16 protein-coding genes are annotated in these 15012 nt (G+C 70.0%); 4 read left to right on the top strand and 12 right to left on the bottom strand.

Annotated features, from left to right (window positions below; translation table 11 throughout):
- Positions 1 to 69: 69 nt before the first annotated feature.
- The 11 genes from ACT3UL_RS06205 to ACT3UL_RS06155 form a co-directional block, all read right to left on the bottom strand.
- On the bottom strand, positions 70 to 558 hold the full coding sequence (locus ACT3UL_RS06205) for an SRPBCC family protein (protein ID WP_444577258.1): 489 nt from the start codon (positions 556 to 558) through the stop codon (positions 70 to 72).
- A 123-nt stretch (positions 559 to 681) separates the two neighbouring features.
- Complete coding sequence (locus tag ACT3UL_RS06200; RefSeq protein WP_444577257.1) at positions 682 to 1527, bottom strand: SDR family oxidoreductase; 846 nt, start codon at positions 1525 to 1527, stop codon at positions 682 to 684.
- A complete protein-coding gene (locus tag ACT3UL_RS06195) occupies positions 1527 to 2474 on the bottom strand; it encodes an ABC transporter substrate-binding protein (RefSeq protein ID WP_444577256.1) in 948 nt (315 codons plus the stop codon). Before ACT3UL_RS06195 ends, ACT3UL_RS06200 begins: the two co-directional genes overlap by 1 nt.
- An 84-nt stretch (positions 2475 to 2558) precedes the next feature.
- A complete protein-coding gene (locus ACT3UL_RS06190; protein ID WP_444577255.1) occupies positions 2559 to 3230 on the bottom strand; it encodes an ABC transporter permease in 672 nt (223 codons plus the stop codon).
- Positions 3227 to 3985 carry an ABC transporter permease gene (locus tag ACT3UL_RS06185; protein WP_444577254.1) on the bottom strand — a complete coding sequence of 253 codons (759 nt, stop codon included), beginning with the start codon at positions 3983 to 3985 and terminating at the stop codon, positions 3227 to 3229. Before ACT3UL_RS06185 ends, ACT3UL_RS06190 begins: the two co-directional genes overlap by 4 nt.
- Positions 3982 to 4926, bottom strand: a complete 945-nt coding sequence (locus tag ACT3UL_RS06180) for an ABC transporter ATP-binding protein (protein WP_444577253.1) — start codon at positions 4924 to 4926, stop codon at positions 3982 to 3984. Before ACT3UL_RS06180 ends, ACT3UL_RS06185 begins: the two co-directional genes overlap by 4 nt.
- Before the next feature lie 262 nt (positions 4927 to 5188).
- Positions 5189 to 6046 carry an amino acid ABC transporter permease gene (locus ACT3UL_RS06175; RefSeq protein WP_443351208.1) on the bottom strand — a complete coding sequence of 286 codons (858 nt, stop codon included), beginning with the start codon at positions 6044 to 6046 and terminating at the stop codon, positions 5189 to 5191.
- Positions 6043 to 6741 carry an amino acid ABC transporter permease gene (locus ACT3UL_RS06170; protein WP_444577252.1) on the bottom strand — a complete coding sequence of 233 codons (699 nt, stop codon included), beginning with the start codon at positions 6739 to 6741 and terminating at the stop codon, positions 6043 to 6045. The genes ACT3UL_RS06175 and ACT3UL_RS06170 overlap by 4 nt, the downstream gene beginning before the upstream one ends.
- Before the next feature lie 72 nt (positions 6742 to 6813).
- Positions 6814 to 7797 carry a glutamate ABC transporter substrate-binding protein gene (locus ACT3UL_RS06165; RefSeq protein WP_444577251.1) on the bottom strand — a complete coding sequence of 328 codons (984 nt, stop codon included), beginning with the start codon at positions 7795 to 7797 and terminating at the stop codon, positions 6814 to 6816.
- A 154-nt stretch (positions 7798 to 7951) separates the two neighbouring features.
- Positions 7952 to 8806 (bottom strand): amino acid ABC transporter ATP-binding protein, encoded by an 855-nt coding sequence (locus ACT3UL_RS06160; protein WP_444577250.1) that lies wholly within the window; start codon positions 8804 to 8806, stop codon positions 7952 to 7954.
- Between the two features lie 511 nt (positions 8807 to 9317).
- Complete coding sequence (locus ACT3UL_RS06155) at positions 9318 to 10118, bottom strand: hydroxymethylpyrimidine/phosphomethylpyrimidine kinase (protein WP_444577249.1); 801 nt, start codon at positions 10116 to 10118, stop codon at positions 9318 to 9320.
- A 302-nt stretch (positions 10119 to 10420) separates the two neighbouring features.
- Between ACT3UL_RS06155 and ACT3UL_RS06150 the strand changes: the two genes are divergently transcribed.
- The 4 genes from ACT3UL_RS06150 to ACT3UL_RS06135 all read left to right on the top strand — a co-directional run bounded on the left by ACT3UL_RS06150 (position 10421) and on the right by ACT3UL_RS06135 (position 13769).
- Positions 10421 to 11155 (top strand): GtrA family protein, encoded by a 735-nt coding sequence (locus tag ACT3UL_RS06150; protein ID WP_444577248.1) that lies wholly within the window; start codon positions 10421 to 10423, stop codon positions 11153 to 11155.
- Positions 11156 to 11251: 96 nt separating this feature from the next.
- Positions 11252 to 12475: an aminotransferase class I/II-fold pyridoxal phosphate-dependent enzyme gene (locus ACT3UL_RS06145; protein WP_444577247.1), complete on the top strand. Its 1224-nt coding sequence runs from the start codon at positions 11252 to 11254 to the stop codon at positions 12473 to 12475.
- A gap of 392 nt (positions 12476 to 12867) precedes the next feature.
- Entirely contained in the window at positions 12868 to 13530 is a 663-nt protein-coding gene (locus tag ACT3UL_RS06140) for a DUF4352 domain-containing protein (RefSeq protein WP_443335722.1), read from the top strand.
- Between the two features lie 41 nt (positions 13531 to 13571).
- On the top strand, positions 13572 to 13769 hold the full coding sequence (locus ACT3UL_RS06135; RefSeq protein WP_443335723.1) for a hypothetical protein: 198 nt from the start codon (positions 13572 to 13574) through the stop codon (positions 13767 to 13769).
- Positions 13770 to 13896: 127 nt separating this feature from the next.
- Here ACT3UL_RS06135 and ACT3UL_RS06130 read toward each other — a convergent pair whose 3' ends face one another.
- Complete coding sequence (locus ACT3UL_RS06130; protein ID WP_444577246.1) at positions 13897 to 14967, bottom strand: hypothetical protein; 1071 nt, start codon at positions 14965 to 14967, stop codon at positions 13897 to 13899.
- Positions 14968 to 15012: the final 45 nt, after the last annotated feature.

Below are 15012 nucleotides of genomic sequence, written 5' to 3'. Positions count from 1 at the left end.
TCGGGCCGCTGCTCGGGGGCAGGTCAGGCCGCTACTCGAGGGCCGATCAGGCCGCCGCTCGGGGGCTGATCAGGGGTTGGTGACCGCCGCGGCGAGCAGGTTGAGCGACTGCTCGAGGTCCTCCTCGGGGATGGCCGGGAAGCCGACCTGCTTCAGGAGCTTCTGGTCGGTGACCTTGGACCAGTCGTAGGTCAGGCTCACCTCGGTGGAGTCCGTCCCCTGGGACTTGAGCTCGTAGAGCCACTCCCAGCCGAGGGGCTCGGTGGGGGCGGTGCCATCTTCTGCCTCGGGGGCCGGCTGCCAGCCGACCATCTTGTTCTCGTCGTACGCGGTGACGAAGTTGTGGGTGCGGTAGTCGCCGCCCATCGCGTCGCGGTGCATGTTCATCACGAACTTCTCGCCGGACTTGTCGATGCGCTCGGTGTCGTCCGAGTTCCGCACGGTGCCCGAGCCGTCGAACTCGTGGTGCCGCGCAGGCAGCGTCAGCAGGCTGAACAGGTCCTTCGCCGGGGCGTCGATGGTGCGGGTCACGGTCACATGGGTCTCGTTGTTCGTCATGCCTTCACTGTGCCGCGTCGGACGGACGATGTCATCCGTGAGCCGACCACCTGGTCATCACCGCCGGTCACAGCCGGTACGGGGCAGTCGCAGCAGTCGGCAGTCACCGCAGATCCGGGGTGATCACAACGGGTCGGCGACGGTCTCCTCGAGCGTGCGGGGGCCGCGGCCCAGCACGAGCTCGACGTCCCCGCTGACCACGTCGAGAGCGCCCGATCCGATCGCGGTGTACGTGCTGATCCAGGCATCGACCTGCCAGTCGGGGGCGCCGTACGGGGCGCGGGAGGCACGCGCCTCCTCGAGCGTCTCGTCGACGTACTCGTACTCCACCCCGCGCGCCCGGGTCATCAGCAGCGCGGCCTCCCCGAGGGTGACGGCGACCGGGCCGGTGAGGTCCAGGGCCCGTCCCGCCCACGGGGCGGGGTCGCGCAGGATCGTCGCGGCGACCTCGGCGACGTCCGCCCGGGCGACGTACGCGCAGCGTCCCACCCCGGCCGGGCCGCGGATCACGCGCTCCTCGCCGGCGAAGTCGATCAGCACGTCGGCGTAGAAGCTGTCACGAAGGACGGTCCAGGCCACGCCCGATTCGCGGAGCATCTGCTCGGTGGCCCCGTGGTCGCGGGCGAGGGTGAACTCGGCGCTCGGCGATGCCCCGAGGAACGAGGTGTAGACGATGTGCCCCACCCCGGCCTCCGCGGCGGCGGTGATCGCGGTGCGGTGCTGCTCGATGCGGTCCGCCGCCTCCCCGGCCGAGACGAGCAGGAGCGCGTCGACGTCCGCGAAAGCGGCGCGGCAGGCTGCGGCGTCGGAGAAGTCCGCGACCGCGATCTCCGCTCCGGGCTCCCGCGGGGCTCGTGCCTCGTCCCGGACGACCAGGCGCAGACGGCCCTCGCCGTCGGCCTCGATCGTGAGCAGGCGCGCGACCTCCCCGCCGACCTTCCCGGTGGCTCCCGTGACGGCGATGCGCATCAGATCAGTCCCTTCTCCCCCAGCCAGTCCTTCGCGATGTCCGCGGAGCTCGACTGGTCCTCGACGCTGCGCCGGTTCAGCTCGACGAGGTCGTCGGCGCTGAGTGCCTCGATCACCGTGGTGATCGCCGCCGCGGCGTCGTCGTCGACCTTCTTCGACACGACCGGCACCACGTTCTGCGGGAGGATCAGCGATTCGGGATCCTCGAGCGGGACCAGATCGTTCGCGATGATCGCGGGGTCGGAGGTGTAGAGGTCCGCGAGCTGCACGTCCCCGTCGGTCAGGGCCTGGACGGTCAGGGGCCCGCCGCCGTCCTCCACGGGGACCACGGCGATGTCCACGCCGTAGACCTTCTTGACGCCCTCGGGGCCGTAGGGGCGCACCTCGAACTCGCTGTTGGCGGCGATCTTCAGGTCCTTGAGGCCGGCGAGGTCCGCGATCGTGGCCAGGGAGTTCGAGCTCGCGAAGTCGGAGGTCGTGGTGTACGAGTCCTGGTCGGTGGCCTCCGCGAAGGGCAGCAGGCGCAGCCCGTCCGGGAGCACCTCGGACAGCGCCGAGTGGATCTCCTCCGGGCTCGCGGATTCCGCGTCGGGCTCGTAGTTCTGCAACAGGTTGCCCGTGTACTCGGGCATCACGTCGAGCGCTCCGCTCTCGAGCTCGGGGAGGTACACCTCGCGCTGGCCGATCTGGTACTGGCGGTCGACGGTGAGGCCGGCCTTCTCGAGCACCTGGGCGAACAGCTCGGCGATGATCTCGTTGGAGTAGTACGCCTGCGAGCCGACGACGATCGTGCCGGCGTCGGCCGAACCGCCGCCGTCCGATGAGCCGCCGCCGGCGCCGTCCTCCTCCGCGAAGGGATCCGAGGAGCTGCAGGCGGCCGCGCCGAGTGCGACGCCGCCGAGACCGAGCGCGCCGAGCAGGTGACGACGGGTGCTGTGGATGGACATGATTCTCCTTGAGACAGGCGGGGCTGAGCGATCGTGGTGGGCACTCGAGTGGGCGGGCGATCAGGCAGTCAGGCGGGCGGACGGTCAGGCGGGACGGGTGCCGCGGGGCAGCGTCAGTCGCTGGGTCAGCAGCAGGGCGAGGTCGAGCACGAGGGCGAGGGCGATCACCAGCACGGACCCGGCGATCATCTGCGGGTAGTCCTGGGAGCCGAGCCCCAGGAAGATGTAGCGACCCAGGCCCCCGTTCCCGACGTAGGCGGCGAGCATCGCCGTGGCCACGACCTGCACGGTCGCCCCGCGGAAACCGCCGACGATCAGCGGCATCCCCAGCGGGACCTCGACCCGCGTGAGGATCTGCCATTCAGTCATCCCCTGCGCGCGGGCGGCATCGACGGTCGCCGGATCCGCGGATTCGACGGCCGAGGAGGCCCCGGCCAGCAGGGACGGGATCGCGAGGATCACGAAGGCGAGCATCGGCGCGGTGAGCCCGATCCCCACCATCAGGGCGAACAGGGTGACCAGGCCCAGGGTGGGCAGGGCTCGGGCGGCACCGGCGGCGGTCACCGCGATCCCCTTGCCGATCGCCGTATGGCCCACGAACAGGCCCAGCGGGATGGCGATCAGGGCGGCGACGGCCACGCCCAGCACGGTGTAGCCGAGGTGCTCGAGGGTGCGCATCGGGATCCCGGAGGGCCCGGACCAGTGCGTGGGATCCCCGAGCCAGGCGAAGGCTTCGAGGTACGGGTTGCCGTTCATGACTGCCTCCCCGCATTGCTCTGCGCCGGCGCCGGCGACGGGGACCCGGCCTGCGCCTGGGGCCCGGTCTGGGGCTGGGTCTGCGCCTGCGTACGGGGTCGGGCCCGGATGCGGGGTCGGGTGCTGGTCCGTGACCACGGCATGAGCGCACGTCCCAGCAGCACCAGCAGCGCGTCGGTGAGCAGTGCGAGCACTGCGGTGAGCACCACGCCGGCCCCGATCTCGGCGAGGATGCCGCGCCGGAACCCGTCCACGAAGAGCATGCCGAGGCTGGGCACGCCGAGCACACCGCCGACGGTGACCAGCGAGATCGTGCTGACCGCGACGACGCGCACCCCGGCCAGCAGCACGGGGCCCGCCAGCGGCAGCTCGACCTGCAGGAAGCGGGCCGACGGCGCATACCCCTGGGCGGTCGCCGAGCCGAGCACGTCCCGGCTCACGGACCGGAAGGCGTCGGACGCCGCCGGCACCATGAGCGCGAGCCCGTACAGCGACAGGGCGATCGAGATGTTCAGCGGGCTGCGCACGCCGGTGCCGAGGAGGCCGGGCAGCAGCACGAACAGCGGCAGCGAGGGGATCGCGTACATCAGTCCGGAGGTGGTGGTGACGCCGGTGCGCAGCCAGCCGCGGGAGTTGGCCAGCTTCGCCAGCGGCAGCGACAGCACGAACGCGACCAGGATCGGCGGGATGGCCTGCAGCAGATGAGAGCCGGTGTAGCCCGCGATCACGTCGAGGTTCTCGAGCACCCAGCTCATGGCGAGGTCGCCCCCCTCGGCTGGTCACCGGTCGCCTGGTCACCGGTCGGCGTGTCACCGACCGGCTGGCCGCCCCGGGTGCTCTCCCCCGTCGGCCCGTCACCCGCCGACCCACGCCCTGCGGCGGCGCGAGCCTCCAGCACGCCGGCGGCGCGCCCGTCGGCATCGACCACGACGTCGCGCCCGTCGACCCGTTCGACGTGCAGAGTGCGGACCCCGCGGTCCGCGCCCACGAAGCTCGCCACGAAGTCGTCGGCCGGCTCCGCGAGGATCTCCTGCGGGGTGCCGATCTGGGCGATGACGCCACCGGGCTTGAGGAGCACCACGCGATCGCCGATGAGGAAGGCCTCGTCGATGTCGTGGGTGACGAACACGATCGTCTTCTTCAGGTCCCGCTGCAGGTGCATCAGCTCCTGCTGCAGCTCCCGGCGCACGATGGGGTCCACGGCGCCGAAGGGCTCGTCCATGAGCAGGATGTTCGGGTCGGCCGCGAGGCCGCGGGCCACGCCCACCCGCTGCTGCTGACCGCCGGAGAGCTGCCCGGGGTAGCGGCGGGCCAGCGCCGCGTCCAGGCCCACGGTCTCCATGAGCTCCTGGGCGCGCCGACGGGCATCGTTCTTCGAGGTGCCGCGCAGCACGGGCACGGTGGCGATGTTGTCGAGCACGGTGCGATGGGGCAGCAGGCCCGAGGCCTGCATGACGTAGCCGACGCTGCGGCGAAGCTGCACCGGATCCAGGCTCGCCACGTCGTCGCCGTCGATGTGCACGCGGCCCGACGTCGGATCCACCATGCGGTTGATCATCCGCATCAGGGTCGTCTTGCCGGAGCCCGAGGTCCCCACCAGCACGAGGGCCTCGTGGGAGGCGATCTCCAGGCTGAAGTCCTCGACGGCGAGCGTGCCGCCGGGGTACTCCTTGCGGACGTTCTCGAATCCGATCACGGACTATCCCCCATCACGGGTCGTCGAGGGCAGCGGCGGCGGACGCCGACCGGTCCGGTGCCCGTGGGCATCGGGGCCGCCGGGCGGGTGCCCGGAGCACAGGACAGTACGGTATCGGTCCGACACACGTCGTGGGGCGTGCACCGCCTAAATCGGACCCCGACCGACCGAACGGCTCGCCGACCCCGCCGACGGGCAGGCCGTCCCGAGGCCTTCGCTCACCTGTTCGGCCCGCTCAGCCTGTTCAGCGCGCTCAACTCCCTCAGCTCGCCGAGGCTCGCGCCTTCATCCGCGCATCCAGCGCGAGCGCGATCCGGGTGAGCAGGAAGTTCAGCGCGATGTAGATGACCGAGACGACCACGTAGGTCTGCACCAGGTAGCGGGTGATCGAGACCATCGTCTTGCCCTGGAACTGAAGCTCGTTGTAGCTGACCACGTAGCCTAGGGTGGAGTCCTTGAGCAGGGTGACCAGGGCGAGGATCAGGCTGGGCAGCACCAGCCGCACGGCTTGCGGCAGGATCACGCTGATCAGTGCGTCGCGTCGGCCCAGACCGATCGCGGCGGCCGCCTCGTGCTGCCCGATGTCCACGGCCTTGATGCCGGCGCGGAACACCTCGGCGGTGGTCGCCGCGGAGACCAGGATCATCGGGATCACCAGCATCCAGAACCGCGGGACGGTGACGCCGTAGGCGGGCAGCGCCAGCAGGAAGGCGTAGACCACCAGCAGCATCGGGATGCCGCGGAAGAACTCGATCCAGACGGTCGCCGCCCTGCTCAGCGCCCCGAACCGGGACAACCGCGCCAGGGCGAGCAGCAGGCCGAAGGGGAAGGCGACCACGGCGGCGACCGCCGTGACCTTCAGCGTGCCCAGGAGCCCGCGGCCGAGGAACGCGAGATAGTCGACCCGCAGGTAGACGACCCACTTGTTCGGGTCCAGCTGCCCGTTCTTCTGGAACTGCCACAGCCCGAGGCCGATCACGGCCAGGATCGCAACGGAGCTGAGGACCGACAGCAGCGCGATGCGCGCCCGTCCCTTGGGGCCTGGCGCGTCGAAGAGCACCTGCGTCGCGGTGCTGGAGGAGCGTCGGGCGCGGGAGGTAGGGGCGGTGGAGACGCTCATGCCTGCGCTCCTGCCGTGACGTCCAGCGTGTTCCGGCGGCGCGAGGAGCCGTGGGTGTCCGGGGAGACGGCCCTCTCCAGCGCCCCGCCGAGGGCGGAGCCGCCCAGCGACATTCCGAGGTAGACGGCGCCGGCGACCAGGAACATGATCACGGCCTGCGCGTACTGGATGTTGAGGGTCTGGGTGACCCAGGTGATCTCGCTGACCGCGATCGCGGAGCACAGCGCCGAGCCGATCACGGTGCCGATGAACACGTTCACCAGCGGCTGGATCATGGTGCGGAAGGCCTGCGGGAGCACCACGTAGCGCAGGGTCCCGAAGAAGCCGAGGCCGATCGAGCGCGCGGCCTCCGCGTGGCCCACGGGGACCGTGTTGATGCCCGAGCGCACGTTCTCGCACACGAAGGCGGCCGACGACAGGGTCAGCCCCAGCACGCCGCACCAGAAGTAGGGCAGACGCAGACCGACGTCCGGCAGTCCGAAGGCGATGAGGATCAGCAGGCTCAGCAGCGGGATGTTGCGGAAGATCTCGACGTAGACGGTCGCGGCCCAGCGCAGCGGCGGGATCGGGCTGACGCGGCACACCGCGAGGACGGTGCCGACGATCAGCGCGAGCACGTAGCCGAGCAGGGTCAGCGCGACGGTGTACGCGATGCCCTGCACCAGCAGGGGGATGTTCTCGGCGATAGCTTGCATCGGTGCCTCTCGGGACGGGGAGGTCGGTAGGCACGGCGAGCTCCTCTCGGGGCCCGCCGCGCCGGCGACGGATCAGGCGGGGAGATCGCCCGGGACGGGCGGCTCGGGCGCATCGCCCTCGATGACCTCGCCGATGGTGGCGGTCCACAGGTCCTTCCAGGTGCCGGAGTCGATGATCTCCTGCAGGAAGGTGTTCACGAAGTCGACGGCGTCGTCATCATCCTTCGACAGGCCCACGCCGTAGGGATCGTCGACGAAGGGATCGCCGACGACGGTGACCTCGGGGTCCGCGGCGGAGTTGCCGAGCAGGACGCCCTGGTCCAGGACGTAGGCGTCGGCCCGCCCTTGCTTGAGCGCGGCGACGCAGGACTCGTTGTCCGGGAGGGTCTGGACGAGCGACTTGTCGTAGTCCGGGATGTTCTCCTCGGCGGCCTGCACCCCGGTCGAGTTCGACTGGGTGACGATCTTCAGCCCGGTGAGGTCCTTGGGGCCGGAGATCTTGTCCTTGTCCTCGGTGCGCACCTGGATCGCGGTGCCGGAGAGATAGTAGGGGCCGGCGAAGTTGATGACCTCGAGGCGTTCGGGGGTGATCGAATAGGTCGCGATCACGCAGTCCACGGTCCCGTTCTCGACGAGGGTCTCGCGCGTCTCGACGGTGGTGTCGATGTACTCGACCTTGTCCGTGATGTCCTCGCCGAGGATGTAGCGGGCCAGGAGCTGGGTGAGACCGGCGTCGAAGCCGGTGGGGTCGCCGCCGGAGGTGCTGGCCAGGGAGAACACCTGGTTGGCGAGGGTTCCGCCGCGCACCAGCTTGTCCTTGTCCTTGATGGCGGTGGCCCAGGCGCTGGCGGAGACGACGTCATCCGCGGCGACCGGGCCGGAGGCGACCGCGTCCCCGAAGGGGCTGCCCGCGCCGCCGGCATCGGATCCGCCGCCGCCCAGGTCGGGGCCGGCGCCCGTGTCGCTCGAGCAGGCGGCCAGGGCGATGCCGACCGGCAGGGCGGCCGCGGCGGCGACGACGGCGCGTCGGCCGGGTCGGAAGGAGGTGGGGGTCATGGATCTCTCCGGTCTCTCGGGTCGCTCCGGCGGAGCTGAGGGTCTGGTGCTGAGGGTCTGGTCTGGTCTGGCCTGGTGCTGAGGGTTTGGTCTGGTCAGGTCTGGCGCTGCGGCTCTGGTGCTGGGGGTCAGGCGCTCGGGACGGGGCGCACGGTCAGTGCGCGAGGATCTTGGACAGGAACGCCTTCGCGCGGTCGCTGCGCGGGGCGGTGAAGAACTCCTCGGGCTCGCCCTGCTCGACGATCTCACCCTGGTCCATGTAGACGACGCGGTCGCAGACGTGGCGGGCGAAGCCCATCTCGTGGGTCACCACGAGCATCGTCATGCCCTGCTCGGCGAGCTCGCCCATGACATCGAGGACCTCGTTGATGACCTCGGGGTCCAGGGCGGAGGTGGGCTCGTCGAAGAGCAGCGCCTTGGGCTTCATCGCCAGAGCGCGGGCGATTGCCACGCGCTGCTGCTGGCCGCCGGAGAGGGCGGTGGGCAGGGAGTTCGCCTTGTCCGCGAGACCCACGCGCTCGAGGAGCTCACGGGCCTGCTGCTCGGCCTCCGCCTTGCTCGCGCCGCGCACCTTGCGGGGGCCGAGGGTCACGTTGTCGATCGCCTTGAGGTGCGGGAAGAGGTTGAAGCTCTGGAACACCATGCCCACGTCGCTGCGGAGCCGGGTGAGGTCCTTGCCCTCCTCGGGCAGACGCTCGCCGTCGATCGTGATCTCGCCGTCGGTGATGGTCTCGAGGCGGTTGATGCAGCGGCACAGGGTCGACTTGCCGGAGCCGGACGCCCCGATCAGCGCGACCACCTCACCGCGGTGGATGTCGAGGTCGATGCTCTTCAGCGCCTGGAAGTCGCCGAAGAACTTGTCGACGCCGCGCAGCGAGATCAGCGCCTCGCCGATCTCCTTCGGGGCGCCGCCGGAGCGCGAGGCCCGGGGCGCTCTCGGGGTGTCCGCGCGGCGTGCTCCCGTGGTGTCCGCGCGGAGTGCTCCCGTGGGCATGCTGCTGTCGCTCATGGTCCGAGAATGCGCGGGAATGGAACATCTGTCCAGATCAGGCCTCGATCGATCGCATGTCGGAACGCTTTCGTGACCAGAGGTGGCGCCCGCGCACCCACCGGCGTCAGGGAGGCGGCGCCCCTGGTATCCACTGGCGTCAGGTGAGCAGGCTCCGCCACATAGCGGCGCCCCTCGCATCCACGGGCATCAGGTGAGCAGGCTCCGCCACATAGCGGCGCCCCTCGCATCCACTGGCGTCAGGTGAGCAGGCTCCGCCACATAGCGGCTCCCTGCACACCAGCCGCCAGTGGACGCGGCCTGCTCTGTCAGCTCCGTGCCAGCAGCCAGTCGCCAGCCACCAGCCGCCAGCCAGCGGGCCAACAGGTCAGCCGGTCAGCCGGTCAGCCGGTCAGCCGGTCAGCCGGTCAGCCGGTCAGCCGGTCAGCCGGTCAGCCGGTCAGCCGGTAAGCCGGCCAACAGGCCAACAGGCCAACAGGCCAACAGGCCAGCCGGCCAGCAGACCACCAGGTCAGGCCCGGTAGTTGCCCTGGTAGACGGCCTCGAAGGGGGCATGGCCGCCCTGACGGTTCTCGATGGAGCTGACCACGACGTCCTTGGCGATGCGCGCGGCCTCGAGCGGCGAGGACCCCTTGGCCAGCTCGGCGGTGACGGCGGCGGCGAGCGTGCAGCCCGCGCCGGAGACCCGCTCCTGGCCGATCTTGGGGCTGCGCAGCTCGACGGTCTGCTCGCCGTCGTAGAACACGTCCACCGCATCCTCGCCCTCAAGCACCACGCCGCCCTTGGCCAGCACGATCACGTCGTACGTGTCATGGATGCGCTTCGCGGCCTCGGTGAGCTCCTCGACGCTCTCGATGGACTTCATCCCCGACAGGGCGAGGGCTTCGAAGTGGTTGGGGGTGACGAAGGTGGCCAGCGGCAGCATCTTCTCCTTGAGCGCGTTGTCGGTGTCCAGCGCCGCGCCGGGCTCCTGGCCCTTGCAGATCAGCACCGGGTCCAGGACCACGTGGGTGAAGCTGCGCTCGGCGAGCGACGCGGCGACGGTGTCGATCGTGGCGGGGGTGCCGAGCATGCCGATCTTCACGGTGTCGATGTCGTGCACCGCGGTGGTGGCCTCGATCTGGTCGGCGATGACCTGCGGCTCCACGGGCACGAAGCGATGCCCCCAATCGTTCTTCGGGTCGAAGGACACGATACAGGTCAGGGCCGCGGTCCCGAAGGTCCCCAGCTGGTGGAAGGTCTTCAGGTCGGTCTGCGCCCCGGCGCCTCCGGTGGTCTCGGAGCCGGCGATGGTGAGGGCGACGTGGGTCATGGCGTTCTCTTCCTGCGAGGTGGTGATCATGTGCGCCGCACGGCGATCGGCCCGACGAAGCCGCCCGACCAGGTCACCCCCGGGGTCGCCCGACGGGGGCGGCCTTCCGAGCAGGCATCCGGACGGACGACGGGGCCGATGCGGCGGCCGTGACCGCGCGCTCCCAGGGCGCCGGCCTGAGCCGGACCCGTCGCGACGGTCGTGTCGCGCGCTCCCAGGGTTCGGAGACCTCGATGTGAGGTGCCACCGACCCGTCGCTGCGACAGGAGGCCGATCCTAACGCCTCGGGTACAGTGCCGGGCGTGCTGACGCCCGAGACCCCGGCGGATATCGCGGACCAGGCCCGGCCCGCGCGCTCCACGACGTCCGGACGCCGCGCCGAGAGTGCCCCGGACCCCGCCACGACACCGCTGTCGGACGACGGGCCTGCGCCGGGCGATCACCCGTCGGCCCCCTCCCCCTGCTGGGATTCCTGCTCGTCCCTCGAGCTCGCCGCGGCGGACGAGCGGCAGGCACCCGGCCGCCGGCCCCGTCCGTCGGCCCCCCGTGCCCAGCGCTCCCGGCAGAGCCCGCGCACCCCGCGCCCGCCCCTGCGCGGTCTGATCGACGACCACCTGGCCTCGACGCTCAAATTCCTGGCGGTCGGCGGGCTCGTGTTCCTCCTGGACGCCGCGATGTACAACCTGCTCGTGTTCTGGCACCCCACCCAGGGCTGGGGCCAGGGCCTCATGCACGGCAACCCGCTCACGGCGAAGGTGCTCACGATCGCCGCCGCATCCAGCCTGACCTACCTCGGCAACCGGCTGTGGACCTTCGGCGACCGCCCGCGCCCGGACACCACCCGCTCGATCATGCTGTTCATCCTGATCAACGTGATCGCCTCCGGGCTGCAGCTGTCCTGTCTGGGCTTCTCCCGCTACGTGCTGGGGCTGGACTCGCTGCTGGCCGACAACATCTCCGGCACGCTCATCGGGCAGATCGTCTCGACGTCGTTCCGCTACGTCACCTACGGCCGCTTCGTCTTCCCGCGCCGCTGAATCCCCCGCTGCTGAATCCCCCGCCGCCGAGGACATCGCCGACAGCGGCCCGGACGATCTGGGCGATCCGTGCCCCTCTCTGACAGACTCGGGGGCATGGAGACCACCGGCCCCTGGACCCGTGCCGCCGCTGCGGCCGGCCTGCTCATCGACGGCGAGGCCCGCCCCACCGTCTTCGCCCGCATGTCCGCGAAGGCGGCCGAGACCGGCGCGCTGAACCTGGGGCAGGGCTTCCCCGACGACGCCCCGCCCGCCGTGGTGGCCGACGCCGCGGTCGCCGCGATCCGGGCCGGGCAGAACCAGTACCCGCCGGGGCTCGGCGAGAGCGTGCTGCGCGAGGCGATCGCCGAGCACCAGTCCCAGTGGTACGGGCTGCGCTGGGACCCCGCGAGCGAGGTGCTGGTGACCACCGGGGCCACCGAGGCGCTGGCCGCGACGATCCTGGCGCTCGTGGAGCCGGGCGACGAGGTGGTGACCCTCGAGCCGTTCTACGACCAGTACGCGGCGATCATCGCCCTCGCCGGAGGCGTGCACCGCACGGTCCCGGTCTCCTCCCGCACGGGCGAGGACGGTGACCTGGTGCTGGGCGTCGTCGAGGAGGACCTCCGCGCCGCGTTCTCCGACCGCACGCGTCTGGTGCTGGTGAACACGCCGCACAACCCCACCGGCCTGATGCTGTGGGTGGGGGCGCTGCAGGCGATCGTCGACGAGGCCGTCGCGCACGACGCGATCATCGTGACCGACGAGGTCTACGAGCACCTGACCTTCGGCCCCGCGCACCTGCCGATCGCGACGCTGCCCGGTGCGAAGGACCGCACCGTGTCGATCTCCTCGGCGGGCAAGACCTTCTCCGTGACCGGGTGGAAGATCGGCTGGATCACCGCCCGGCCCGAGCTGATCACCGCGATCATGAGCCTCAAGCAGTGGCTGACCTACTCTTCGGGGGCACCCTTCCAGCCCGCTGTCGCGGCCGGCCTCGCGATGCCGTCCTCGGCCTTCCACGATCTCGCCCAGGACCTCCGAGAGCGGCGCGACCTTCTCACCGACGGGCTGCGCTCGATCGGGTTCCGCGTGAGCGTCCCGGAGGCCGGGTACTTCGCGGTGGCCGACGCCGCCCCGTTCGGCGAGGCCGACGCCGCCGCCCTGTGCGAGCGCCTGCCCGGGGAGGCCGGCGTGGTGGGGATCCCGCTGTCGGCGTTCTACCGCGACGGGCAGGCCGGCGAGGCGAGCTCGTTCCTGCGGCTCGCGTTCTGCAAGTCCCGCGCCACGATCGAGCAGTCCCTCGAGCGCCTCGAGACGTGGGCGGCTCCGCGGCGCTGAGCAGGACTCGCTGTGGGGGCGTGTCCTTAATGTGACCTTTTGTAGGCATATTGCGCACCCGATTGACGGTTCATCGACTTAATCTTTGATGAACCGGAGACTCCCTCCGGTCCACAACCGCCCCCAAGGAGGGTGGCGCCTCGGCGCCCGTCGCCATGTCCCAGCCTTCGCCAAATATTCCACCCGACCCTTTTAGGCCTGATTCCTGGCAACCAATCAACAATCCACCTCAGGGATCGATACACACGTCCTCAACTGGAGGCGGAGGATACCAGGCACCGAACGGTCAGCCCCCCTCGCCGAATGTTGGTGGTCCCTACGGTTATCCGACGTCGAACTCGCCCTACGGCGGCCCCGGATACCAGCCGTATGCGGGCCCTCAGCCATCTCAGATGGTGCCCGCACAGCCTTCGGGCGGCGCCATCAAGTGGCTGGTCATCGGCTGCCTCGGCTGTAGCGGCCTCCTGGTGTTCGGATTCATCGCCCTCGTACTGCTCGGAGCACTCAGCAGCATTGGCGACAGCACCGAGAGCTCAGGCGGAACGTCCCCTTCGGCGTCCAGCGCGAGTGACGGGGGCGGCGACCCGGGCGCGATCGACGAAGACGGTCCCGATGAGGAAGACGGTCCCACTGAGTCGGCCACAGCAGATCCCCCTGCCGCCGGAACCCCTTCAGGGATGTCCGGCGAGTCCGACGGCTCAGCAATCACAGTGACGTCCACCGAACGGACACAGGAACTGAGCGACTCACTATGGGAGAGTACGACCTCCAACGAGTACTTCGTAGTCAACATCGATTACACAAACAAATCCGAAGAATCCCAGGACCTCTGGGCAAATGACTTCATTCTCGTAGGGACGGACGGCAAAGAGTACTCCTCGAACACAGATGCCTCCCTTGCTGTGGAAGACCCGCTCATAATTGAGGAGGTGAACCCAGGCCTCACTATCAGTGGAACCCTCATATTCGAGGTTCCTCCAGGCACGGAATTCACTGAGATGCGTCTCCAGGAGTCGTTCGGCACCAGCACGTCGCTGACGGTCCCCTTTCCCTAAGCGATAGAGCGCTCCTCGGGAGGAGACAGCGCATCAAGCTCGTGCGGCTCCTCACGGCCGCCCTATGCGAGCGCCTGCCCGCGGAGGCCGGCGTGGTGGGGATCCCGCTGTCCGCGTTCTACCGCGACGGGCAGGCCGGCGAGGCAAGCTCGTACCTGCGACTCGCGTTCTGCAAGTCCCGCGCCACGATCGAGCAGTCCCTCGAGCGGCTCGAGACCTGGGCGGCTCCGCGGCGCTGAGCATCCCCGCAGGGGGATCGACGACTCCGCTGAGCTGCGCCGCGACCCTCGACGACGAGCTCTCCCTGCTCACCGATCATCCGGCGAGCAGGGAGAGCTCTTCAGGTCGTGCGCGTGCCGGCTCTCGTCAGACGGCGACCCACACCGGTTCGCCCGCGAAGTTGAACAGGGATTCGACGGCGAGCTTCCCGTCCTTGGTGTTCGCCTTCGGCACGATCATGCCGACCTCCCAGCTCCCGGTGTCTCCGTCCTTCATGGTCCCGACCTCGATCGAGCTGTGGGGCGTCACAGTGCCCTCGTCGGAGAACCGGTCGCCGCTGCTGCTGACGTACTCGATCACCAGCGACATATATGCCTCGGCCTCGCCATCGCCGTGATAGGTCATCTCGATGGGGATGAGGATGTAGGTCTCGTCGTCAGCAGGCTCGGTGTTGTAGGAGTTGGTCTCCATGACGGTCGAGGTCGCGTCCCAATCGACCTCTCCGATCGTGACGTCCAGGGTGCCGCCCTCACCATCCTCGAGGGTGAACTTCTGCCCGAGGGCGTAGGGGCTGTCCTCGGTGCCCTTGCCATCCCCCGCAGCCGCAGTGGTCTCCTCCTCCGTGGTCGCCTCGTCGGTCGTGGCCTCGTCAGTCGTGGCCTCGTCGGTGGTCGGCTCCTCGGCGGTGGTCTCCTCGTCAGTGGTCTCCTCGGTGGTGGTCTCCTCCTGCGTGGTGGTCTCGCCCCCACCGCCGGGGGTATCGCCCCCACCGCGCGAGAAGAGGAAGATCCCGCCGCCCACGACGATCAGAGCCAGGATGAGCAGCACGCAGCAGCCACCGATGATGAACGGCAGCTTGCCGGGTCCCTTCTTGACGGGCAGCTGCTCGGTCGGCATCTGACCGCTGTCCCCGAAGGCCGGCGCGAAGGACGGTGCGTTCCCGAAGCCGCCCTGCTCGTTCTGCGGGTTCTGCGGGTTCTGCGAGTTCTGCTGGCCGAATGCGCCGTTCGCGGACTGCTGGCCGTAGCCCTGCTGGTCCTGGCCGTAGCCCTGCTGGTCCTGGCCGGCGTTCTGCTGGCCCTGCCCGAAGCCCCCTGGCTGGTCCTGGCCGTATCCACCGTTCGGCGACGGCTGACCGTAGCCGCCCTGCGGATCCTGGCCGAATGGGTCACCGGACGGGGGCTGCTGGCCCCATCCGTTCTGCGGTGGCTGCGACATAGTCTCCTCCGGCGCCGTACCCGGCGCCGTCCCCTCTCTCCCGAC

This window comes from Brachybacterium sp. 107 (assembly GCF_052379725.1).
Lineage (GTDB): Bacteria > Actinomycetota > Actinomycetes > Actinomycetales > Dermabacteraceae > Brachybacterium.
Note: the sequence above shows the minus strand (reverse complement) of the source record. Positions and strands in the feature narration are given on the sequence as shown.

Coding starts and splice junctions, on each gene's coding strand:
- ACT3UL_RS06155 (WP_444577249.1), bottom strand. CDS start 10,118: ATGACCCACGTCGCCCTCACCATCGCCGGCTCCGAGACCACCGGAGGC.
- ACT3UL_RS06175 (WP_443351208.1), bottom strand. CDS start 6,046: ATGAGCGTCTCCACCGCCCCTACCTCCCGCGCCCGACGCTCCTCCAGC.
- ACT3UL_RS06165 (WP_444577251.1), bottom strand. CDS start 7,797: ATGACCCCCACCTCCTTCCGACCCGGCCGACGCGCCGTCGTCGCCGCC.
- ACT3UL_RS06170 (WP_444577252.1), bottom strand. CDS start 6,741: ATGCAAGCTATCGCCGAGAACATCCCCCTGCTGGTGCAGGGCATCGCG.
- ACT3UL_RS06130 (WP_444577246.1), bottom strand. CDS start 14,967: ATGTCGCAGCCACCGCAGAACGGATGGGGCCAGCAGCCCCCGTCCGGT.
- ACT3UL_RS06205 (WP_444577258.1), bottom strand. CDS start 558: ATGACGAACAACGAGACCCATGTGACCGTGACCCGCACCATCGACGCC.
- ACT3UL_RS06160 (WP_444577250.1), bottom strand. CDS start 8,806: ATGAGCGACAGCAGCATGCCCACGGGAGCACTCCGCGCGGACACCACG.
- ACT3UL_RS06140 (WP_443335722.1), top strand. CDS start 12,868: ATGGTGCCCGCACAGCCTTCGGGCGGCGCCATCAAGTGGCTGGTCATC.
- ACT3UL_RS06190 (WP_444577255.1), bottom strand. CDS start 3,230: ATGAACGGCAACCCGTACCTCGAAGCCTTCGCCTGGCTCGGGGATCCC.
- ACT3UL_RS06145 (WP_444577247.1), top strand. CDS start 11,252: ATGGAGACCACCGGCCCCTGGACCCGTGCCGCCGCTGCGGCCGGCCTG.
- ACT3UL_RS06200 (WP_444577257.1), bottom strand. CDS start 1,527: ATGCGCATCGCCGTCACGGGAGCCACCGGGAAGGTCGGCGGGGAGGTC.
- ACT3UL_RS06195 (WP_444577256.1), bottom strand. CDS start 2,474: ATGTCCATCCACAGCACCCGTCGTCACCTGCTCGGCGCGCTCGGTCTC.
- ACT3UL_RS06185 (WP_444577254.1), bottom strand. CDS start 3,985: ATGAGCTGGGTGCTCGAGAACCTCGACGTGATCGCGGGCTACACCGGC.